Origin of the sequence: Flavobacterium bernardetii, assembly GCF_011305415.1 — a bacterium.
Lineage (GTDB): Bacteria > Bacteroidota > Bacteroidia > Flavobacteriales > Flavobacteriaceae > Flavobacterium > Flavobacterium bernardetii.
Genome location: NZ_JAANOQ010000013.1, coordinates 1 through 23,181, shown reverse-complemented (window position 1 = coordinate 23,181; position 23,181 = coordinate 1). Strand labels below are relative to the sequence as shown.

Sequence of the window (23,181 nt, the reverse complement as noted above, 5' to 3'; positions counted from 1 at the left end):
GTACATTTAATTATACAGTAACTACTACAGGAGGTTGTCCACCTGCTACTACTACAGGTACTATCACAGTTACACCAAATAACACCGTAACTGCAGCTTCAACTGCACCTACTTTGTGTGTGAATACAGCGTTAACAGCTATTACTCATACTACAACAGGAGGTACAGGAATTGGAGCAGCAACTGGATTACCAGCAGGGGTAACAGCAAGTTGGGCAGCTAACACAATAACAATTAGTGGTTCACCAACAGCAACTGGAACATTCAATTACACGATTCCATTAACTGGAGGATGTGGATTGTTTAATGCTACAGGAACTATTACAGTTACACCAAATAACACAGTAACAGCGGCTTCTTCTAGTCCTACTTTATGTGTGAATACAGCGTTAACAGCTATTACTCACACTACAACAGGAGCTACAGGAATTGGAGCAGCAACTGGATTACCAGCAGGGGTAACAGCAATTTGGGCAGCTAACACAATAACAATTAGTGGTTCACCAACAGCAACTGGAACATTCAATTACACGATTCCATTAACTGGAGGATGTGGAGTAGTTAATGCTACAGGAACTATTACAGTAAGTGAATTACCTACTGCTAATATTAGCTATGGAGCAACTAGTTATTGTTATGATGCGGCTAATACAAATGTAACACTAGTTGGTACTGGACCATATACTGGAGGAAGTTTTAGTGCTATACCATCAGGTCTTGTGATTAATGCTGTAACTGGAGAAATTTCACCATCTACTAGTACAGCAGGAACATATACAGTTCGTTATCTTGTACCTGCTAATGGAGGATGTTCAAGTTATTTTGTTACGACAACAGTAACTATTATTCCAAAACCAGTATTAACTTACACAGTTACAAATCCAATGTGTAATGGAAATTTCTTAGATTTTAATACACCTCCAGGATCAACATATACTTGGGTTGCTTCTAATAATGATTTGTCAGGATTCCCAACAAGTGGTGATCAAACAAATATAAATAGTCAATTGGTTCAGTTAATAGATCCAATGTCTACTACTGGTTCAATCTCAATGATAATTGTACCTACTTCTAATGGTTGTACAGGAGATCCAATTTCAATTACTATATTGGTAAATCCTAAACCAAGAATTAAAACAATTACTCAAGACGATAAAGTACTTTGTTCAGGTGAAACGCTTCATATGGATGTTACAGGAGAACCAAGTGGATTAACTTACAATTGGACAGTTTATAGTAATAATGGGGTAATAATTACAAGTGGAGTAAATAGTGGTACTACCACTGGCGCAATAGACTTACAGTTAACAACCGCTAATCCAATGCAACAAGGGCAAATTCAATTTCAAATTACTCCAATTAGAAACGGATGTTCAGGAACTCCAGTTTTATCTGATGTGATTATTGTGAATCCAATCCCAGGAAACCCAATCGGATTGCCACAACCTGCAATTTGTAGTGGAGAAACAACAAACATAAACGTATCGGAAAATTTACTTATTCCAAATACTCAATTACAATGGCAAGTTGTTGCTTCAGATAACGTAACTGGATATACAAACGGAATTGGATTAGCACCGATTTCAATAAATGATATATTAGTTAATAGTTCAAACGTTCAAGGTTTTGTTACTTATAGAATAACTTCTATTTTAGGAGAATGTGGTGGAGGTTTTACAGATATTACAGTTTTAGTAAATCCATTACCAAAACCAGTATTAACAGACGGATATATTTGTGTGAATGCTACTACAGGATTAACTTATCAAGGTTATTTATTAGATACACAATTATCTGATCCTAGTTTTACATACGATTGGTTCTTGCTTGATACAACAACTAATACTTATGAACCAATTGCAGGAGCAAATGCTTCTACATATCTAGCTATGGTAGAAGGAAATTATCAAGTAATTGTAACAAATTCTATTACGAATTGTTATGATGATGCTTCCGCTGATGTTATTGAAGTATTCCCAGCAACTGCATTTACTGCTACAGTAACAGAAGCATTTACAGATAACCCTACAATTACAATTACTGTAAATCCTATCGGAACTGGTAGTTTAATTTATGCTTTAGATGATGGTGCTTGGCAAGAATCTAATGTGTTTACAGGAGTTGAAGCTGGAACGCATACTGTTTTAGTTTCAGATTTAGAAGGTTGTACAAATTTATCAATAGAAGTAATAGTAATTGATTATCCTAAATATTTCACTCCAAACGGAGATGGTATTCACGATACTTGGAATATTATAGGTTTAAATCAAGCAGATGCGAAACTATACATTTTTGATAGATATGGAAAATTAATCAAACAAATTAGTGTAACTGATGAAAGTAAAGGATGGGATGGAACTTATAATGGAGCACAATTGCCTTCTACAGATTATTGGTTTACCCTTGATTTCACAGAAAACAAACAACAAAAACAATTCAAATCTCACTTCTCATTAAAACGATAAGTAGAAAATCATAAAAACAAAAATGGCTCCGAATTTCGGAGCCATTTTTTTATATTAAAAAAAAATTAAATCTTTTCTAACCAATTTTTAAAATCCCAAAAGTTTTGTGGAGCTACTCCGTGTCCAACAGGATATTCTTTATATTCAACTTGCAAACCTAATTTTTCTAAATAAGGTTGCGTTTTTCTTGCCCATTCAACTGGAATAACTTGATCTTGAGAACCATGAGAAGCAAAAAAATCAATATGTTTGATAGTATTTACATCATAGCTTTCTGGTAAAATTTGTTCATTCAAATAACCACTTAATGCGACAACTTTATTAATTTTTTCAGGATAAGTAAACGCCATTCCGTAACTTAAAATCGCACCTTGACTAAAACCAATTAAGGAAATGTTAGATTTATCTAAAGGTAATTTTTCTGAAATTTCATCTATAAAATTAGCAATTACTTGTAATGATTCTTTGGCTTGTTCGTTGTTTGAAAATTTATTTTCATCCGCATCAAACGTAATTTCATACCAAGCATATCCGAAAGGTTGTAAATCGTAAGGCGCACGAACTGAAATGACATAAACATCTTCTGGTAATTGTGGCGCAAAAGAAAATAAATCTTCTTCATTGCTTCCATAACCGTGAAGCAAAATTAAAGCGCCGTTTTTTTCTTTAATTTCTGTAGGAGCTTTTACTATATATTCTAGACTCATATTTTTTTTATAAATTTTTAAACCATTTTTGAAATTGTTCTCCTAAAACAGGAACCAATTTCATTTCATTATTCATTAATCCAGCAAAACTGATAATCCAAAGAACTAGGAAAAATACCCAATAAGCTGTTGATGCAAACCAACTATCAAAATATCCAATAAAATATCCGCCTAAGTGAAAACACAAAAATAAACCTAAAGTTTGGCGCGTGTAAAAACTAACAAATTGGTTCTTTTTTTCGGTATTCATCATTAACGCTACAATTGTGCCGATGATTGTAAAATGGCTAATCATCGCATTTACTTTATGTTCTTCCATTAGATTTCAATTTTATTGTTTGTAATAATTCCGTATACTTTTCCTTTCAGTTTCTTACCCATCATAATTGAATTTTTAGAAAAAGAAAGTATGTTTTCTTTACCGAAAACCCATTCTTCATTTGGATTAAAAAGTGTGATATCCGCTTTATTTCCTTCTGAAATTGTTGAATTTTCTATGTTGAAATACGATTTTTGAGCTGTGAATTTCTCCACAATTACTTCCGTTGGTAAAACCGTTTGCAAAGCACCAAAAGCACTTTCTAAACCAATCGAACCATAATCGGCTAAATCGTATTCTAATTGTTTTTGTTCGATATTAACAGGACAATGGTCAGAAGTAATTACCGAAATCACATTGCTTAAAACACCTTCAATCAAGGCTTTTCTGTCTGTTTCTGTACGAAGTGGTGGATAGATTTTCGTATTCGAATTGAAATCTACCAATTCTTCATCTGTTAAAACTAAGTTGTTCACCGAAACACCACACGTAATTTGTAAGCCTTTCGCTTGGGCTTTTGCAATTAAATCTACAGAGTTTTTCGTAGTAATTGTTGGAATGTGTAATTTTCCATTGGTATATTCTAATAATGCGATGTTTCTTTCAATTTCCATTTCTTCCGCCATGGCTGGAATTCCTTTCAATCCTAATTTTGTAGAAACTATACCTTCGTTCACAAAACCTTTTCCTTTGATGTCTTTATTCATAGGTTGTACAAACAAAATCCCATCAAAGTTGTCAACATATTGAAACGCGATTTTCAATAAATTCGCATTGGTCATCGATTTTTTATAATCTCCAAAAGCTACAACACCAGCATTTTTCATATCGAAAAGTTCAGCCAAATCTGTTCCTTCGCTATTTTTGGTTAAGCAACCTACAATGTGCAAGTTGGAAACACTATTTTTCGCTTTACTTTTTACAAATTGAAGTATCGCTTGATTGTCAATCGCTGGATTTGTGTTCGAATGTAAGAAAACAGAAGTAAAACCACTTTTTCCAGCTACTTTTAGTCCGTTTTCAATTGTTTCTGTGGTTTCAAAACCTGGTTCGCCAAAAACTACTGAAGTATCTAACCAACCTTGTGAAACGTGTAAATTGTCTTTTTCAATGACTTCAAAACCGTCTTTTACAGTTAGATTTTTTCCTATTTTAGAAATAATTCCGTCTGTAATTTCAATATCAACTTGTTGTTTATGAAATGGGTTTTGATTTTCAAGTATCGTTGCGTTTTTTAGTAAAAGGTTCATTTTACAAATTTTTGGATTAGTAGTTCAAGTAATAAAAACAGTAGTGTTGCGATGATAAAATATTTCCAAACTTCATTGCTCGTTCTCGAAGAATGAATGTCAGAATAAAAGGTAGAAACCGAATTGACTTTGGTACAAGAATCAAAATAATCGGAGTTAATTTGCGACAAATCACTTTCGTTTCTTGGATAATTGAAACTGATGTTTTTAAGCGATTCTTTATCTTTTAAAACTTCGTAATTTCCTGAATTTTCTGGGTAATTTCCGAAAGTTAGCTTGATTTTATTGTTCAAAATTTGTTGCATTGGAATGAAACTGTTTTCGGTGTTTGTCACACTTAAAACATTATCTTTTGCAATCGTTTCGTTGATAATTGTATAGTTGTTATTGCCAATTGTAAAGGCATTTAAACCTGTTTTGTTGTTGTTTTGTCCCATATTATAAAACGTTGGAACAATTAATGGCGAGTTTTGAAAGTTCGAATTTTCCTTGTTAATCGACGTCGAAAAGAAAAACAAATTCCCTAATTTATTCGTGATATTTCCTAAGAAAACGCTTTTGTCTTCGTATTGTAAAACTGGTAAATTACTTCCGTTTATGGTAAAAGTAGCGTTTGTTTTCGGATATTGAAAATTGCTGACTTTCTTCTCGAAAACGTTAGTATATATAGGATGATTGAAACTGATTTGTGTAATTTGTTTCTCTTTTATGGCTTTTTCAGATAAAGAATTGTTGCTGAAATTTCTCAAAAATGAATTATAACTTTCCACTGAACTATTCACATCTGGAATGAAAATAATGTTTCCACCTTTGCTGTAATAATTTTTCAACGTGACCGATAAAGCATTTGGAATATTAGGTAATTCGTTTAAAATTATTGCATCTGCATTTTCGATTGCATTATAATTTAAGGTATTTAACTCTGTAGAAGTATAATTGAATTCTTCCGCATTATAAATTCGAGATAAAAATTTGTTTTTTTCTACGTTTCCAACCGCAATTACATTTGATTTTTGAGGTTTCGAAATGCTGAAATAAAACGAATTATCGTAACTTAAACTGTTATCTTGAATCGTAACATAACCGTGAAAATCCGTTTTCGGAATGGTGAATAAAATCTCTTTTTGAGGTTTTTCTTTAGAAATTAAAGCTTTTCCAACTAATTTTTTGCCATTATACATAGAAATTGGCACATCGTTTTCAAAATCTCCGTACGATTTAATGCTGATTTTCAATTCGTAAAATTGATCTAAAACCTGACTAATTTGTACGTTTTCAATCGCAATATTGTTGGTTTCGTTTGCTTCAACGGTTTGATAATATAAAGAAGACGCTTCGCTTAAATTGGTTTTCAATTCGTCTTTTAAGCCAACAGCATCAGAAATGAATAAAATGTCTTTCGGAACGCCAGGTTTTTTAGCTTCAATTCGTGTAATAATCGCAGCAGGATTAAATGGAGTAGAAGAGTAGTTTAAATTTTGTAATTCTTTTTGAATGTTGCGAATATTTGTATCGTAAAAGTTTTCGTCATTCGTAAGAACTGATAATTGTTGGTCTTCAGGCGTATTTTCAAGTAAATCTTGAATCGTTCTTTTTAATAATTCACCACTATTTCCTTTGGCTTGCATCGAAAAGGAATTATCGACAACTAAAATCAATTCGTTATTTTTTTTGTCAAAATCTTTGGCTTTGAAAAAAGGTTGTGCGAAGGCTAAAATTAAAGCAGCAAGTAATAATAAACGTGTGGCTAATAATAGCCATTTCTTAATTGTAGAACTTTTTCGGGTTTGAATTTCGAGTTCTTTCAGCAATTTAACATTGGTGAATTCTTGTTTCTTAAATCGTCTCAATTGAAAAAGGTGTACCAAAATTGGTATAATCAATAGAAATAAAAAATATAGAATTTCTGGGTTTTTGAATTGCATGTTTATTAAAGTTTTTCAAAAATACTAAAAATACCTACTTGGTGCAATTAGTTTTTACTTTTAATGCTTTTATAATTTAATTGAATATTTGTCATACTGAACTTGTTTCAGAGCCTATTTAGATGCTGAAACAAGTTCAGCATGACAAGAGCAATTATTTTTTCTTTTTCTTTTCGTCACGTTTTCTTTCAATTCCTCTATTTCGAGAAGCGGTTTTTCTTGGTGTTCTTTTTCCTGGACCACCTAAATTTACCTTACTGTTTTTCTCCGATTTTTTCTCAAAAGCATCTCCACCTGTTTTTTTAACACGTTTCAATAATGTTTTTACTTTCTTCTGATCTTTTTCGAATTCTAAACGTTGTTGTTCAATTTTTACGCCTGCTGGAATTTCGTGAATTTTAATTTCTGTTTGCATTAACATTTCCACTTCCAATTGGAATTCGTCTTCTTTCGGACCAATAAAACTGATAGCAATTCCTTCTTTATCGGCACGACCGGTACGACCAATTCTGTGCATATATTGTTCTGGAATTTCTGGAAACTGCATGTTGATTACGTGCGTAATATCGGTAATATCCAATCCACGCGCCATAATATCTGTAGTTACTAAACCTCTAATTTCACCATTTTGGAAATTTTCCATCATGTTCAAACGGTAATTCTGCGTTTTATTCGAGTGCACCGTTCCAAACTGACCTGGGAAATCTTCCTCTAAATGTTCTAATAAGAAATCGGCCATTCTTTTACTGTTTACAAACAATAATATTCTGCTATAAGATTCATCTGCTAATAAATGTTTCAGTAAGTTGACTTTCGTTAAAAAGTTCGGTACTACATAAGCACGTTGTTCAATTTGCTCAAGCGGCGTTCCACTTGGAGCTAAAGAAACTTCTTCTGGAAATTCGAAAAATTCATCTAATAAATCGTCAACTTCTTCTGTCATCGTTGCCGAAAACAAAATGTTTTGTCTTTTCGAACGCATCATTGATAAGATAGAAGTCAACTGAACTCTAAATCCTAAATTTAAGATTTCATCAAATTCATCAATGACTAATTTCTGTAAATCGTCAAAACGCAATACATTATCTAAAGCCAAATCCATGATTCTACCAGGTGTTCCCACCACGATATCAATACCTGAATAAATGTCTTTTTTTTGTGTATTTATATTCACACCACCATAAACGGCAAGCGAACGAACACTCATGTATTTGGTTAGTTTTTCAATTTCTTCGTGTACTTGAACTACTAATTCACGAGTTGGTACTAAAATTAGCACTCTCGGAATATCAGTATGTACAAATTTCCATTGTTTTAAAATGGGTAACAAATAGGCAAACGTTTTACCCGTTCCTGTTTGTGCAATTCCCATGACATCTCTACCAGACATGACGATTGGGAAAGCTTTTGCTTGAATTGGAGTTGGAGTAATAAAACCTAAATCGTCTATAGCTTTTTTAAGCGAAATTGGAAGATTAAGTTGTTCGAATGTAACCATTTGTATGAAAATTTATGCAAAGATAGTCATTGAGACCTTGTGAAGCAACCTTTTAGGTGGTTAGTTGGTTTTTGTAGTTTCAAGTTTGAGGTTTCAAGATGAAATTTGTTGCTAAAAATGTAGTTGAATTTTATTTTCGAAAACGTACTTTTGCCTTTTTACTTTTTACTTGGCTCTTAATAAGAATGAAACACGAAATAATCATCACGCAAGACGGCTCGTCGTCTATATATATTCCAGAATTAGATGAAACCTACCATTCTAAATTTGGTGCGATACAAGAAGCGAAACACGTATTTATTAAAAACGGATTAGATTTATTTGAAGATAGTTCCGAAATTTCCATTTTAGAAATTGGTTTTGGAACGGGTTTGAATGCTTTAATTACGATGTTAGAAGCAGAAAAGCGTAATTTGAAAATCAATTATGTTGGAGTAGAAGCGTACCCAATCGCTTTGGATGAAATTGCTCAGTTGAATTATGTAGCACAATTAGAAGCATTAGATAAAAAAGCTGATTTTGAGAAAATGCATACTGCAAATTGGGAAGAAGAAATTCAGATAAATTCAGATTTCAAATTGACGAAAAGAAAACTATCATTTGCAGATATATCCGATGAAAACACCTTCGATTTAATTTATTTTGATGCTTTTGGGTTTACCGTTCAACCGGAATTATGGAACGAAGTGATTTTCGAAATTATGTACAAATCGTTAAAAAATAGAGGGATATTAACGACTTACGCTTGTAGAACGTCTATAAAAAATGCGATGCAACATGCTGGTTTTCAAACTTTTAAATTACCTGGAGCGCCTGGAAAGCGAGAAATGTTAAGAGCTTTGAAAAATTGGTAAAACTTTAACTAAAAATTTAAGTTTAAAAAAGATTTTGTATTGTTTTAATTAGTAAATTTACAATAATGAGTTAACAATTGTTCAACTTAAAAAAGTATAATAATGGGGAGACAAATTTTAATGTATACCAAATCTATTTTAGAACGTGTAAGTTTTGATGTAGTACTATTTTGTAAGGAGCTTGAAAAAGCAACAAGGGTTTTATTGCCTTTTGAATTAGATGAACTAAGAGAATGGTTGCTTAGTTACACCGAAGAAAAACCAGAATTAAGGCAGTGCATAATTTACATAGAAAACTAAAAAAAGAAAAATCCCGTTTTGATTTATTAAAACGGGATTTTTTTTGCTCTCTTTTTTTAAAACAATATCAAAATCGTCCTAAAAGGTACCAGATAATTATAAAAACTATTATGGTTCCTATACAACCACCACCTAATTTTTTTGCTCCGTAACCTGCAATTAATCCTCTAAAAATAGTGTTCATATGTATAAAGTATTATGTTATGAATCTGCAAATTCAGCTCTTAAAGCTTTTATATGTTTACGATCTGCTTTCAATAATTCTTTCTGAGCGCTAATCATGTTTTGATGTTCAGAAGTTAAATACTCTAAATTTTCTTCAAGAGCAGATTTATAGGTTTCTTTTGCTTCCTCTTCCCCAAATTTGCAAGAGTTTAGAATTGCTTTTCTGTCTTTACCAGTAAGAGCGGCCTTCACATCCATCCATACACGAAAGAATTTCCCAGAAATCTTAGTTCCGTCAGCTACTTCGCCACCTAGCTTGTTTACTTCTGCAACTAGTTCACTTTTGCATTTTTCGCTGGTTGAAATAAACCCTGCAAATAATGATTTTAAGTCGTTTTCTAAAGTCTCTTCCGATGCTGTTTTATATCCTTCAATTCTGTCGTTATTGATAGTAATTAGCGAATTCAGCACATCAATTGTTTTCTCATTTTTCATTTTAATATATTGTTTTAAATTAGTAACTATTATAATAATGTAAAATTATAGATATCAGTTAATTAAAGTTTTATATAATTATTGTAAATAGTTACTGCATTCATACTTTATCTTAAATAAATTAAAATTTAATAAAGATTTTATAAGCTAAGAGAATGATAGCAAGATTAGAAACAATAATCCCGTTTTAATACTTCAAAACGGGATTATTTTATATAAAATATTAAATGGAGGTTAGTCTTAAACAGCTTTTTGATTTTGGTTTTTATGTTCTGTTTTTGTTAATTCAAGACTATCCATTGTAATTGAGAACAAAATACGAATTGGTGAATCAAAATAGGTGAGTGGTTTATAGAATTGTAGTTATTGTGCAAAACCGTGGTTAGCAGTAGAAGTTTTATTTACTCATTCAGGATCAACCATCATCCATGGTAATATTTCATCACAAGGGAAATTTTCGCCCCAATTAATTTCGATATTCATTTTTGAAATATCATTTTTGTGAATTTCAGAAAGATTTGAAGAATCTTCAGTTGTCCAATATATTTCAACAGGAATAGAGAAAGAACCAGGAGTTATAAAATCTATTTTCGCAAACATTTTATTATCAACTTGTCTAATTTCCGAATCTTGCATTCCAATAATGATTTGAAAGTCAAGTTCTTCAAAATTTTTGAATCCAGTTCCAATACTTCCTTTTTCAAATAATTGTTTACTCAATTCTTTTTGAAATGTTTGATGAAATTCATCACTTAAAAATAATGCCCAATCGAATGCCATATATTTTACGTTTTGATTTTTTACTATTACTGCTAACGTTTTGGGACTTGGCGCAGTTGCGAACTTCGGAACTGATTATTTTCTGTTTAATTATAAATTTCTTGCGAAATGTAAACGTGAATTTACTACAAAATCCGCTATTTTAGCAAACCGCTGTTAACTGTAGTTTTATTCTTGAATTCTGTTTTTCAAATCCATTCTAGAATGCAAAAATCTTATTATTTCTATTTCGTTCTGGTTGATAATTGTGAATAATATTAAATGTTGCCCCGAATTATAACCAAATATGTCATTATTAATCTCTACATAGTTTTTACCCAAGTTTCGATTTTCAGCCAATACTTGACAGTCTTTAAGAAGCTCAAAATAATATTTATCAGCTTGATTTTCAGACCATATTTCGTATGTGTAATCCCAAATCTTTGATAAATCCTCAACAGCTTTGTTTGTTAAATTAAATTTAGCCATTTTTCTTTTTGACTTTTAACGATTCAAGGTGTTTCATCGGATCAAATTCTGTTGCTATTCCACTTTCAATCCCTTCTGTTATTGCTATTTTTAGAGCAATAATTTTGCTTTCCTCTTCTTCTAGTAACCTCAATCCAGCTCTAATAACTTCACTAGCATTTTTAAATCTTCCTTCCGATACTCTGTTGTCGACAAAGTTTTCAAAATAGTTTCCAAGAGAAACAGATGTATTTCGTCCCATAATAAATTTGTTTTCAACAAAGTTACCAAAATTTGGTAATTATCAAAGAATAAAATCTATAAATTATTGAATTCGTCAATTCTGAGCAAAAATTACAGTTAACGTTCCGGCGCTTGGCGCAGTAGCGGCTTCGTAGAACGATTATTTCTTGCTAATATAAGATTTTCCAGCGGAAAATCGAAGGTGTTGTTAAAGATGGATTTAGCTATTCTGCCAAACCGTTGTTAGCAGCTGGCTTTATTTTATCATTTTTATTCCACCACAAAATTCATCAATATACGCTTGATATTGTTTTAAAGCTTCTTCTTGTACTCCGAATTGAATTTCCATTGTTCCACCTTTTCCATTATATAAGAAGCCTTGAAATATATATGTCGAATTATTAAATTCTAATTCACATTCAAAATAATTAACATTCATTTCGTTAATCTTCTTATCATATATTTTCAGATTCTTTATTTTACCAAGTTCTTTATATTGCTCTTTTATAGTTGATTTAAGATTTTTTTTACTTACAAAATAATCATATTCAATAAAATATGCATCAACTAAATTATGCGTATCGTGAAATTCAACATCCCATTTTGATATGTCATTGCTCTTCTGCCAATGTTCTTTATTGTATTTTATTTCAAAAACCCCTTTTCTACAGATATGAGTAAGAATATTGGAGTCAGAATCAGTTGTGTTTTGTCCTATAGCTATTATGCTTGAAAAAAGTAAAAGGAAAATATATTTTTTTGACACTATTAAGTTTTTTAGTTGTTACATTCTTCACAATTTTGGCGAGGTTGCTGCTAACGTCCCGTGGCTTTAAGAAGTTGGGGATTTGTTTACCCAAAACTTTCGATTAAACACCAAAGTTTAAAAGTACAAAACAAACTTTAAATTAAGCCCAAAAACCCCAATTTCTTAAAACCGCTGTTAGCCGTTCGGTTTTATTCTTTAATTAATTTAACCGTTTGAGTTTGATTTTCTGTATTAGTGATTTTTGCAAAATAAACCCCATTTTCATATGAAGATATATCTAAAGTATTTGTTCCTGTAATAATATTTTTTTTTACAATTTGTTTTCCTACTAAATCATAAACTTCAATTAATGCATTTTTGTCAATTTCAATAGTGAAAGTTGAGTTTGACGGGTTTGGAAAAATTTTATAGACTAATTCATTAAATGTTGGTGTATTTAAGGATGGTGACAAAAATATATAATAATCCTCTGTTTCTGCATAATAATTTCCTTGTTCAGTAACATATGTACAGGCTTGAGTTGCGATAGGAACTCCACCGGGCAAACTTCTTACACGCAATCTTAAACCACCAATAACTCCACTTGGCATTATAAAACTTCCGTTTGGAAAATAACTGGGTGAACTAGCAGCCACAAATTCTGAAGACGAAAACTCGTTATCATTATTTAAATCAATCCATATACCTATTCCACTAGGATAACTGTTATTTCTAATGTTACAGACCAACTAATTATTGAGCCTATTTCATGTGTTCCTAACGGATTTGAAGACTGATTATGACAAACTCCTGGATCGTTAGTGAGTGTAGAAGTTACGGCTTGTAGTTCAAAAGTATTAATAGAGGATTGAATACAATCTCCTGCGGGTTGGCATTGAGCATTTGAGACAGTATTTAAAACTGATATTGCAAAAATTGAAAGTAATTGTTTTTTCATGTTTTATTTAATTATTGAGTTGTGTTTTTAATTTCTATTTTGCGTTCATTCCGCCAAACTGACGCATAACGTCCGGTGGCTTGCCTCAGTGGCGTTCCCATCACCGAACAATCACAAATATAAACCAAACTTTGAGTTATCAGCGTATTTTCTAAAGAATCACAGAATTAAGCCATTGTGGCAAACCGCTGTTATGCACAGCCTTTATTGTTTAGTCTTTTACTTCATCATCATCTAAAATAGAAATAGCTCGGATCAATTTATCGTCTAGTCTGTTTATTTGAGATGGAATATTTTTGTCACTTTCATTTATTTTCCAGACACGCTTTTCTCTTTCATTTCCAATTTCAATATACATCCCTTGGACAGAAAGAGTCTTTGGGTTTCCAAATATTGTATTTTTATATTGAAACATGGTTTTAGGCAAAGATTTAATAAGCGGTAACACTCTCTTTAAATCGATATTAGTTACTAATTCGTTGCGGACATTTAGTTTTTCGTTTATAACCCAACTGTTATTAGTATAGTCAAAATATTGTCCTCCTTTAAAATAAATCCAAATACTATCATGTTTGATTTTGTATAATTGTTTAAATCGACTGCTATTGTCGTTGGAAAATTGTCCAAATATTATATAAGTGAAATTGTCTGTGGAAAGTTTTGGAGATTTTTGAGCAGTTTCAGATTGTTTGTCATTGCAATTCAAAAAAAGCAATGCGATTAGGTAGAAAAAAAATCTATTCATGGATTCTATATAAGGTTGTGCATAACGTTCCGGCGCTTGGCGAGGTTGCTAAGTTCGGAACCGATTATTTTCAATCAAAGATAAAATATCTTGCGAGAAATAAACGTGAATTTACTGCAAAATTCGCAATCTTGCCAAACGCCTGTTAGCCGTTCGGTTTTTTATTTATTTTCAATTCTTTTCAACATTTCTTCTGCATTTTTATTTTTTGTGTCAAATTCTAATGCTTTTTTTAAGTTTATAATTGCCAAATCTGACTTTTGCATTTTTTCGTAACATTCTCCAATAAATGAATATGCATTTGAAATTCCGTTGACGTTTTTTAAATCAATTGTTGTGCTTAACTCAAAAATTTTGATTGCGTCTTCAAATCGATTTCTTCTCATTAAGTATTTTCCAGTATTTATTAAATCTGAAATTTCGTTTGAAAAATCATATTTTTCTTTTTGAGTTGATTTAATTTGCTCATAAAATGAAATCCCATTTTGGAAATTGTCTAACAATTTGCCTCTAATATCCAGATAAATTGATTTTTTGGGAATTGTAAAAGGTTTTTCGGCTAAAATATTCAATATTGATTCTGTAATTGAACCAAGTTTGAAATTTTGATTGTTGGTTATTAATACAATAATTGTTCTGTTTTTTGATTCGTAATAAATGTTTGATTCATAATTATTGCCAGAACCTTGATGAGAATGTTCTGTAATTTCATTATTTTCAGTAATTGTATTTCCTAAACTGGATTCAGAATTTTTGTCAAAACTTTTCCCAAGAATGGTTAAAGAGTTTTTATTTACTATTTTCTTATTGTGCAAATTATTTACCCAATTATATAAATCAGTTATTGAAAAATACATTTCTCCTCCACCGTGAATAAAAGTTGTTTCTTTAAAGTCATTGTCAAATGAACCAGCCATATTTGAAGTTAATATGGAATCTTTTGGTATTTTTCCGCCACTAATTTTTAGTTTCTTGAAGAACTTGTTTTTCAAGAATTCTTCATAAGAAAGATTCGTTATTTTTTTAATGATTTCCTCTTGAAGAAAAATGTTTGCATTACTATAAATATATCCAGTTCCAGGTTCAAATTCTAATTTTTCTACTTTATTCAATTCCGCTAAGTATTCCGAATTTGTATTTTTGAATATTCTTGGCAAACCGCTTGTATATTGAAGTAGATGTTTGATTTGAATTTTGGTTGCCCAATTCGGTAAATTAGTCAAATAATCGGAAATTTTATCTTCTAAATTTAGTTTTCCTTTTTCTGCCAAAAATAAAATTCCAGTGCTATTAAATTCTTTGGTTATAGAACCAATTGGCATTGTAGTTTCTCGATTTATTTTTTTACTTTTAGTATAATCTGTAAATCCGAGTTCCTTTTGATAAATAATTTTCCCATTTTGAGAAATAATTATATTTCCATTAAAAATTCCAATTTCATTTGCTGATAGCATCAACGAATCTAAATTCTGTGTTTTTTTTGATTGTCCGAATGACATTGAAAAATTTAGAATTGATATAATAAAAATTATTTTTTTCATTTTACTTTAATAGACTCCAGCTTGTTAAAAATGTTACAGGTTTCTTTCAGGTTTCTGTCGCTCGAAACTGACGGCTAACGTCCCGTGGCTTTGCGAAGTTTGGGGATTAGTTTACCCAAAAGTATAAATTTAAGATTAAGTTTACAAATACAAAACCGACATTAAATTTAGCCTTAAAGCCCAAATTTCGCAAAACCACTGTTAGCGGTAGTTGTTCTTGTGTTTCTTTTAAATTTTCAATTCCATAATTGGTAAATATCTATCCTTAATTGCGGTTTCAATTTGACCAACTTTAATGAATCCAAAATATTCATAAAACTTTTCTGCGTTTGGTTCGGAATCTAATGTTATTTTCTTTCTGTCAGAATTTTTAACTCTGTTTAGAAAATCATTCATAAGAAGTTTTCCAAAACCACTTCCGATATAATCCGGCAAAACAAATAAATTGTCGAGTTTTACTTCTTTTTCACTTAAATAAATGTATGAATAATATCCAATGGGTAAATTGTCGACTAATAATTTGTAAACATTATTAGTTTCAATGTAGTTTTTGGTAATTGTCAATAAATCAGACCAACTTTCCATTTGCTCGTCGGAATAACCCCAATAAGCTTTTGACTTTTTGGTAATCTCAGTTAAAATTTCGTCGTCTTCTATATTTGATTTAGTTATTTCCGCCATTTTTTTTGTCATGTCCTGAAATAGGTTGACCTTTTTTTAGGTTAATTATTCATTCAAAAATAGGTAATTGTAATCGGAACATTGATAAGTTTTTTTAAAAAATTCCCTTCGGGTTTTAAAAAACTTACCAACATCCCGAAGCTTCGGGACTACGCAACAGCTTTTGCATAGGATTTATAGGGTTGTTTGTTGTATTGTGCGTGTACATTTTGCGGTGTTTTTAAATTTAATGACCAATGAATTCTTTCGATATTGTAAATTTCAATGGCTTGTGCTATCATTTTGTTAGCTATTTCTGTTGATTTGATTGTTTCTTTGAGTCCGAACTCATATTTTAAAATTCCGTTTATTCGTTCAGCTATAGCGTTTTGGTAAGGATCGTATTGCTGTGTTGTACTTAATATAAAGCCTTTTTTCTGAGCAAATTCGGAGTAATCAGGACAACAGTATTGTATACCTCTATCACTGTGATGAATGATATTTTTGTGTTTAAAAATACAGTTTTTATAGGCCATATCTAAAGCCTGTTTGACGAGTGAAACTTTCATATTGTTATCTAATTTGTATCCCATTATTTTTCTGGAATAAGCATCAGTCACTAGTGCCAAATAGGCGTGTCCTTCATCTGTTTTGATATAGGTTATGTCTGCTACGAATACCTGTTCGCTATGTTCTATACTCAAGTCTTTGAGTAGGTTAGGGGATTTGTAAAAAAAGTGTTTTGAATCAGTTGTAATAAAATATCGTTTGGTTTTTTTGACCAGTAATCCATAACTTCTGAGCAAGTCAAATAAGGCATCTCTACCCATTTTGATGTTGTTTTTTTGAAGTTGGAGCTGAATGTAATGATAGAGCTTACGAGTGCCTGTTTTAGGCATTCGTTTACGAACATCTAAGACCAACTTTAAAACCAATTGTTTTTGTTTTTCTCTCTGAATATCGGATTTAAGTTGTTGATAATATGCCTGTTTAGTAATCCCGAGCGCTTGATGAATCCACTTTACTTTGAAAGTTTTTTCTTCTTTTTGGCTATTTCTAAGGCTAAAGACTCGGGCAGCAACTTTTTTGAGAGCTCTTGTCCCGTAACTTTTTCAAACTCGACGATAATGTCTTGTTGTAGTTCTTTAACACCTTCTAAATCTTCTATTTTAGCCTTTAAGCGTCTGATTTCTTCGTCTTTACTCATATTCTTGTTGTGACTTTTATAATTGCTTAGTTTTTCTCTCCAGTAAGCAATAGTGCCTCGAGAGATATTATACTTCTTAGAAGCAAAGTTAGCAGATATTAGTCCATTATTGATTTGGTCAATGATAGAAAGTTTGAGTTCGAAACTGACTTTTTGATACTCTTTTTTTCGACAGGGTTGTTTTCTTGGTATTTCCATAGATTGCTAAAAGTGTTTAATTTTTAGTCAACCTATTTTAGGACGAGGCATTTTTTACAATTACCGCTAACGTTCCGCGGCTTCATGAAGTGGCGATGAACCAAGACCAAGCCTTCACAAATATACTAAAACTTTTAATTAAAGACCTTTCCAATTTCTGATAAATCCCGAGCCTCGCCATTTCTTGAATTGCTGATGCTTGTATATGCTGTTGCAACGGCTGTATTCTTTGCTGATAAGTCGGCAATTTTAGCTTGTATTGTTGCTACTTGCAAATCGGTTTCGTTTGGTGTGTAGCTTGTTTCTGCTTCTAAAACTGAGTTTAATCCTACTAAATGCTGAATTAATTGGTCATACGATTGCTGACTTGTTGAAATTGTTGTTGGTGCTGGTGTGTTTGGGTCGGTTGGTGTTTGCGTTGATGATGCTTTTTTACCTTGCATTTTGCGGTTAAACGTTTTAGCGTTGCCGATTGTTTCGGGTGTTGCATCGGTAGTTTGCAAAGCATTGACTAAACGAGTAGAAAATGACTTTAAACCGCTGAAAGCGGTTATGCGTTCATTTACTTTGTTGTTGTAATTTGTGTTTTTTGAAATTACATCTGCTAAATTGCCTTCGGCTGATGCTTTTAATGCAATAAGTTGTGGTAGTTTTAAACTGTTTTTTGATGGGTTATAGGTTGCTCCATACCCTGTAACGAATTCAATTAAATCTTGAAAGTTTGCTACATTTTTTGCGTGACCTGTTTCAGATGTTGATGCCATAAAAGTAAAATTTTAATGATTATATATTTTATAACTCAAAAACAGCTAAAATAGTATTTGACTGATTATAATGAATTTATAAATTTTAATAAATCATTTCGTTCTTTTGTTGATAATTGTTTAAACTTGTTTTTTGAGTTTAATGCTTCACCACCATGCCAAAGAATTGCCTCTGTTATATTTTTAGCTCTTCCATCATGAAGAAAATTAGTGTGGTTATTTACAACGTTGGTTAAACCGATTCCCCATAATGGTCTTGTTTTCCATTCGCTACCATTAGCAAGAAAATCAGGTCTGTTATCCGCTAAATCATTACCCATATCATGTAAAAGAAAATCGGAATAAGGAAAAATTGTTTGATTTGATAATGCAGAAATTGAGTAAGAACCCGTTTGCATTTTTGGAATATGACATTTAGCACATTCTATCTGTTCAAATATTTTTGCACCACGACGCACATCATTATCCGTAATATTTCTTGGTGCAGGAACAGCTAAAGTTTTACAATAAAGAGCTACTCGTTGTAAAATATAGTCTGCTAATTCTGGATCATCGCCAAAGCCATCTTCACCATTGGTTTGACCAAATCCAGTTTCTATAGGCTTTAAATAGGTTGTAATACCCATGTCGCCATTATATGCGCCAGCACATTGTTCAAGAATTGTAGCTGTATTTGCTTTCCAACCGAATCGTCCAATTTTTGTTGTGCCTGAAACAGCATCAAATACATAATTTGCTTTTCCTGAAATTCCATCACCGTTACCATCATTAATGTCTTGATTTTGTAATATGTAATTTTCTGGAATTGCTTCTAAAAGCCCTAATCCGAAAACTGGCGAACCAATTCTTGGAGATAATAATCCATTACTTGGAAAAGGAATGTAAGTGTCAATTAATGAATAGGTTGGTTTTTTTAAAATTACTTGTGTTCCATCTGCTAAAACTTCAATTATATCTGAAAAAAAGACTTGAAATTTTGCTTCGGGTTGATAACCGAAGATTGCTTGATTTTGAATTTGTGTTCCAAAACCAGGAACTGGAATTGAAGAACCATTTGTTAATTGCCCTGGTAAACTAACACGAAGAAAAAAACCGCTTCTTGCATTGATGTTTACAGGAAAAGAAGGTCTACCATCTCTAGGATGACAAGAAATACAAGAAGAATTATTGAAAATTGTTCCTAATCCTTGGTTGATTGTTGCTGGAGCAGTTACAAAAACAGATTCAAAATCGACATCACCATCTAAATGGTCTGTTAAATCTGAACCGCTCAAATTTGGAGCTGGTGTGCTGAAAGAATTACTAGAAGTTAAAAAAACTGTAGTTTGTCCACCTGCAAGTAAACGTTCTTCTAATGATGGTAAATCTTCATAAACTTCTTCTGAATCATTGTTAGAGCAAGAAAATAGAAGAATTAAAAAAACTGCAAAAGATAAATATTTTAGTAATGAATTCATTTTTTTTGAGTGAAATTAAAACAAAAAGATTACGCAAAATTAAGCATAATCTTTTGTTAGTACATGATAAAAATCAAGTTTACAAATTAGAAATTAGAGGTTGTAATTGTGATTCTAATGTTACTTTTAATTCGGCTACTTTTTGTTGAGCGTTTTGAACAGCAGTTCTATTGTTAAAAATTGCATCAGTAAATGTACCCGGTATTGCTTCAATTGAAGTGATAGCATCGCTAATTTTTGTTTTGATTGTAGCATCTAATGTTGCATTTTTTGAAGCAACTAAATCAGAAAGTCCCTTTCCTTGTGTAGTTCCATAATCGCCTAAATATATATTTTGAATACTTCTAATGTTATTAGCGAAATCAAGTTTTGAATTGTTACTGAAACGAGATTCTTCATCTTGAGGACTTGCAGCTCCACTATTACCATTTAGTGGCGTTTCTATTTTTCCTGTTGCAACTTCATCTGAAATAATAATAATTCCTTCTACTAATTCTAAAAGTGCATTTTTTTGCGATGTATAAATTGTACCTGATTGACCAGCGTTGATGAAATTATTTGCAAAATTACCTTGACTTTGTAACCAACCATTATATAGTTGTTGTGTTTTACTTTGCAAATTTTGGGTAGCAGCTACTAAATATTCTAATTCTCTTGTGGTTAATTGACTTGCTGTTTTATTTCCATTCAAACCCCAAACAAAATATTCAATTGTGTGAAAACCTCTTGCATCATCATTATCAAGTAGAGTAGAAGTTATGGCTTGAGAACTATTTAATATATTATTTATTGCATTTACATCAACTGGCCATGAGTCAATTGCAGGGTCAATACCTTCAGTATCTACTGGACCATATAAAAATCCTTCTGATTTTTCCCATGGTGCACGAGTTGAAGCCCAAGCGTTTTTTACAGCAGTCAATTCTGTTTCATCACCTATTGTAAGATTTTGACAAGCAGTTGTTAGAATAACTGAATTATCATAAAGTTCTTTGTAGGTTGCAGTAATTACATTAACAGCTGTATTTGTTAATATTTCTTTATTTGTTAAAGCTTGAGTATCTACTGATTCACTTTCGTTATCACTACAATTAACTAATAGTATTGATGCTAATCCTAAAATAAATATGTTTTTTTTCATTATATATAGAGTGTTAAATTAAAATTCAAATCCAATTCCTAGAGAAAAAGTATTCTCTTGTTGTTTTTTTCCTGTGTAAACTAAAGTGTTTAAATCATAGTTTTGCGAACCAAGTCTTCTGTTTGAATATTGTGCTTTTATAATTACTTCTTTCGCAATAAACCAATTTATTCCGCCAGTTATTGAACTTCTTTGCCATCTTGGATTATCTACAATACTTCCTTCAACATCATACATAGAATCATAATAATCATATCTTAAAAATGGATATAGCATATGCTGTTTTAAGTTGGAGAAATTATGTAAAATTTCATAACCAATTTCAGTTGTAAAACCCACAGCGTTTTTTCCGACAGGAGTTCTCTTAACTCCAAGATTGTTTGATAAATTTGCGTTTCTTTGAGATACAATGTTAGAATTTTCAAGATTTCCATAAATACCTGTTGAGTAAATTCTTAATGGAAATTCATTGTATGTAAAATGTCCTTCAAGCATTGTTACGTATGCACTTTCTTTCATATCTTCTTTAGGTCTGTTTGCAGAAGAATCTCCAATGTAAGCTGATAAACCTGCGTAAGTATGTTTGTGTCTTCCAAACTTATAATCCAATCTCATCATTGTTGCAAAAGATTCGGCATTGACCATTTCAAAACGTTCTTGATGCCCATTTTTAATCCAACCACTAGAGTTAAAACCTGAAGAATCTAATCCGTTTGTGAATGTAAAATAGTAATTAAATTTTTTAGCAAAAGTACCGTAGATACCAATACCTGATTCATACCAGCCTAATGGCGTTAATGCGTTTTCCATTTCTTGCCTATGGGTTGTGAAATATTCATCTGGGTCATCAAGACTTTGAGCAAGATTAAATAAAACTTTTATTCTACCTACTTTGATATTGAAATAAGGTTTTATTGTAAAGTCGGCATAAATTTGTTCCAATTTTATACTTCCTCCTTTTTCTATTTCTTGTTCAAATTCACCAAATTCTTCTTGCGTATCATAATCAACAGATGCTCCTGTACCACCATGTTCAAATTCTATTTCCGAACGAAACGCTATCCAATCCTTAAATTGGTATTCAGGATAAATGTTTAAACGTTCTGCGTCTATTTTATTTTTTAATGCGGGATCAGTGTCATATTTATAATTGTAATAATTTACAACTGCATAGCCATGTAGAGAAAATTTGTCTAAATCTTTGTTTGAGGTACTTTCAACTTCTTTCTTTTGATTTTGTATTTCTTTTAGAATTTCTTGTTTAATTTCCGATTTTAATTTTCTTAATGCCAAAGTATCAATAGTAGATTGGGAAAAGGCAATACTTGTTGAGAAAAGAAGTAAGAAGTATTTGAATAATTTCATTTGTTTAATTAATTTTTGTGCAAAACTAATTAATTATTTATATTCAATCCAAATAAAAATTAAGTTATTTTGAATTATTCTTAATAAGGTCGTGTTTCAACGTTCTGTGTAGCTCTAGTGTTGCCACCAACGTCTCGCAGTTTGGCGATGTGGCGGATTAAGGAAGCCTAAACTTTCGGTTAAACAATGACTTTGCAAGTACAAAACCAACTTCAAATTAAGCCTAAACCCGCCATATTGCCAAGCTGCTGTTAGCCGTTCGGTTAATTATTTTTAAACTTATATATTGTCATAATATTTTGTTTTCCAAACTTCAAATTCTAATTTATGCTTATTTTGCAATAATTTAATTTCTCGGTCTAATTCTTTGATTGATTTGTTAGTAAATTCTATACTATTTTGTTTTAACCAATTTTTATATTTGTCTAAATATTCACTTTTTTCATAATCTTCAGTATAGAAACTTATAGCATTTGAATAGTATTCAATATCAGGTTCGAAATCTAAAGTAAGATTAGCAAGTAAAATAAATATATTTTCTGCAATAAGATTAATTCCACCTTCATCTCCAAACATTACTATTGGAAAATCAACTAAATTTTTGGAACTATTGGTAATCCAAAATCCATAAGTAGAGCCTGTACTATTTGCAGTAGCAAAAGTAATAAAAGTTTTATTAAATTTCTCTAAAAAAAAATTGTTGTTGTTTTCAAATCTCAATCGAAAACCGTTGGAATACATTCTGAAACAATTATTTTCATTTTGAAAAGTAAATAAATCGATTAATATTTTTGGTATTTCATAGTTTGTAAAATTATCTTCGAATTTCATATTAAGTTTTTTTACGTTTCTGTTGGGTATAACTGACGGCTAACGTCCCGGCGCTTGGCGAGGTTGCGAACTTCGGAACTGATTATTTTCTGTTAAAGATAAAATTTCTTGCGAGAAA

25 protein-coding genes are annotated in these 23,181 nt (G+C 31.4%); 3 read left to right on the top strand and 22 right to left on the bottom strand.

The features are described 5' to 3' along the window. The coding region (locus G6N05_RS15110; RefSeq protein ID WP_166131678.1) for a T9SS type B sorting domain-containing protein at positions 1–2,465 on the top strand (2,465 nt) is incomplete at its 5' end. 65 nt (positions 2,466–2,530) lie between these two features. Here the strand turns inward: G6N05_RS15110 and G6N05_RS15105 are convergent. From G6N05_RS15105 to G6N05_RS15085, 5 genes are all read right to left on the bottom strand, one after another. Then, positions 2,531–3,172: an alpha/beta hydrolase gene (locus tag G6N05_RS15105; RefSeq protein WP_166131675.1), complete on the bottom strand. Its 642-nt coding sequence runs from the start codon at positions 3,170–3,172 to the stop codon at positions 2,531–2,533. Positions 3,173–3,179: 7 nt separating this feature from the next. Further along, positions 3,180–3,491: a hypothetical protein gene (locus tag G6N05_RS15100; RefSeq protein WP_166131672.1), complete on the bottom strand. Its 312-nt coding sequence runs from the start codon at positions 3,489–3,491 to the stop codon at positions 3,180–3,182. Beyond that, entirely contained in the window at positions 3,491–4,741 is a 1,251-nt protein-coding gene (locus tag G6N05_RS15095; RefSeq protein ID WP_166131669.1) for a dihydroorotase, read from the bottom strand. The genes G6N05_RS15100 and G6N05_RS15095 overlap by 1 nt, the downstream gene beginning before the upstream one ends. After that, entirely contained in the window at positions 4,738–6,666 is a 1,929-nt protein-coding gene (locus G6N05_RS15090; RefSeq protein WP_166131666.1) for a BatA domain-containing protein, read from the bottom strand. The genes G6N05_RS15095 and G6N05_RS15090 overlap by 4 nt, the downstream gene beginning before the upstream one ends. Before the next feature lie 154 nt (positions 6,667–6,820). Then, entirely contained in the window at positions 6,821–8,164 is a 1,344-nt protein-coding gene (locus G6N05_RS15085) for a DEAD/DEAH box helicase (RefSeq protein WP_166131664.1), read from the bottom strand. A 185-nt stretch (positions 8,165–8,349) separates the two neighbouring features. Here G6N05_RS15085 and mnmD point away from each other — a divergent pair, with 185 nt between their 5' ends. Both mnmD and G6N05_RS15075 read left to right on the top strand, forming a co-directional pair. Next, positions 8,350–9,018, top strand: a complete 669-nt coding sequence (gene mnmD, locus G6N05_RS15080; protein ID WP_166131661.1) for a tRNA (5-methylaminomethyl-2-thiouridine)(34)-methyltransferase MnmD — start codon at positions 8,350–8,352, stop codon at positions 9,016–9,018. Between the two features lie 102 nt (positions 9,019–9,120). Then, on the top strand, positions 9,121–9,318 hold the full coding sequence (locus tag G6N05_RS15075; protein WP_166131657.1) for a hypothetical protein: 198 nt from the start codon (positions 9,121–9,123) through the stop codon (positions 9,316–9,318). Positions 9,319–9,519: 201 nt separating this feature from the next. Here G6N05_RS15075 and G6N05_RS15070 read toward each other — a convergent pair whose 3' ends face one another. The 17 genes from G6N05_RS15070 to G6N05_RS14990 form a co-directional block, all read right to left on the bottom strand. Next, complete coding sequence (locus G6N05_RS15070) at positions 9,520–9,978, bottom strand: ferritin-like domain-containing protein (protein ID WP_166131654.1); 459 nt, start codon at positions 9,976–9,978, stop codon at positions 9,520–9,522. Between the two features lie 405 nt (positions 9,979–10,383). Further along, positions 10,384–10,758, bottom strand: coding sequence for a hypothetical protein (locus G6N05_RS15065; RefSeq protein ID WP_166131651.1), 375 nt, complete (start codon positions 10,756–10,758; stop codon positions 10,384–10,386). 168 nt (positions 10,759–10,926) lie between these two features. Next, complete coding sequence (locus tag G6N05_RS15060) at positions 10,927–11,226, bottom strand: type II toxin-antitoxin system RelE/ParE family toxin (protein WP_166131648.1); 300 nt, start codon at positions 11,224–11,226, stop codon at positions 10,927–10,929. Further along, positions 11,219–11,467, bottom strand: a complete 249-nt coding sequence (locus G6N05_RS15055; protein WP_166131645.1) for a type II toxin-antitoxin system ParD family antitoxin — start codon at positions 11,465–11,467, stop codon at positions 11,219–11,221. The genes G6N05_RS15060 and G6N05_RS15055 overlap by 8 nt, the downstream gene beginning before the upstream one ends. 237 nt (positions 11,468–11,704) lie before the next feature. Continuing rightward, entirely contained in the window at positions 11,705–12,214 is a 510-nt protein-coding gene (locus tag G6N05_RS15050) for a hypothetical protein (protein WP_205729775.1), read from the bottom strand. Between the two features lie 191 nt (positions 12,215–12,405). Continuing rightward, on the bottom strand, positions 12,406–12,945 hold the full coding sequence (locus tag G6N05_RS15045) for a T9SS type A sorting domain-containing protein (protein ID WP_166131642.1): 540 nt from the start codon (positions 12,943–12,945) through the stop codon (positions 12,406–12,408). Next, positions 12,903–13,154 (bottom strand): hypothetical protein, encoded by a 252-nt coding sequence (locus G6N05_RS15040; RefSeq protein ID WP_166131639.1) that lies wholly within the window; start codon positions 13,152–13,154, stop codon positions 12,903–12,905. The genes G6N05_RS15045 and G6N05_RS15040 overlap by 43 nt, the downstream gene beginning before the upstream one ends. A 211-nt stretch (positions 13,155–13,365) precedes the next feature. After that, positions 13,366–13,899 (bottom strand): hypothetical protein, encoded by a 534-nt coding sequence (locus G6N05_RS15035; protein WP_166131636.1) that lies wholly within the window; start codon positions 13,897–13,899, stop codon positions 13,366–13,368. A gap of 161 nt (positions 13,900–14,060) precedes the next feature. Then, entirely contained in the window at positions 14,061–15,440 is a 1,380-nt protein-coding gene (locus G6N05_RS15030; RefSeq protein WP_166131633.1) for a serine hydrolase, read from the bottom strand. A gap of 228 nt (positions 15,441–15,668) precedes the next feature. Next, a complete protein-coding gene (locus G6N05_RS15025) occupies positions 15,669–16,121 on the bottom strand; it encodes a GNAT family N-acetyltransferase (RefSeq protein ID WP_166131631.1) in 453 nt (150 codons plus the stop codon). 149 nt (positions 16,122–16,270) lie between these two features. Beyond that, positions 16,271–17,098 carry an IS3 family transposase gene (locus tag G6N05_RS15020; protein WP_317167493.1) on the bottom strand — a complete coding sequence of 276 codons (828 nt, stop codon included), beginning with the start codon at positions 17,096–17,098 and terminating at the stop codon, positions 16,271–16,273. A 23-nt stretch (positions 17,099–17,121) separates the two neighbouring features. Continuing rightward, entirely contained in the window at positions 17,122–17,505 is a 384-nt protein-coding gene (locus tag G6N05_RS15015; RefSeq protein ID WP_166131628.1) for a DNA-binding protein, read from the bottom strand. 134 nt (positions 17,506–17,639) lie between these two features. After that, a complete protein-coding gene (locus tag G6N05_RS15010) occupies positions 17,640–18,269 on the bottom strand; it encodes a hypothetical protein (protein ID WP_225875186.1) in 630 nt (209 codons plus the stop codon). Positions 18,270–18,334: 65 nt separating this feature from the next. After that, entirely contained in the window at positions 18,335–19,726 is a 1,392-nt protein-coding gene (locus G6N05_RS15005) for a di-heme oxidoreductase family protein (protein ID WP_166131625.1), read from the bottom strand. Between the two features lie 79 nt (positions 19,727–19,805). Further along, positions 19,806–20,867, bottom strand: coding sequence for an imelysin family protein (locus G6N05_RS15000; protein ID WP_166131622.1), 1,062 nt, complete (start codon positions 20,865–20,867; stop codon positions 19,806–19,808). 18 nt (positions 20,868–20,885) lie between these two features. Next, complete coding sequence (locus G6N05_RS14995; protein WP_166131619.1) at positions 20,886–22,232, bottom strand: autotransporter outer membrane beta-barrel domain-containing protein; 1,347 nt, start codon at positions 22,230–22,232, stop codon at positions 20,886–20,888. A 279-nt stretch (positions 22,233–22,511) separates the two neighbouring features. Continuing rightward, positions 22,512–23,063 (bottom strand): hypothetical protein, encoded by a 552-nt coding sequence (locus tag G6N05_RS14990; protein ID WP_166131616.1) that lies wholly within the window; start codon positions 23,061–23,063, stop codon positions 22,512–22,514. Between the last annotated feature and the right edge of the window lie 118 nt (positions 23,064–23,181).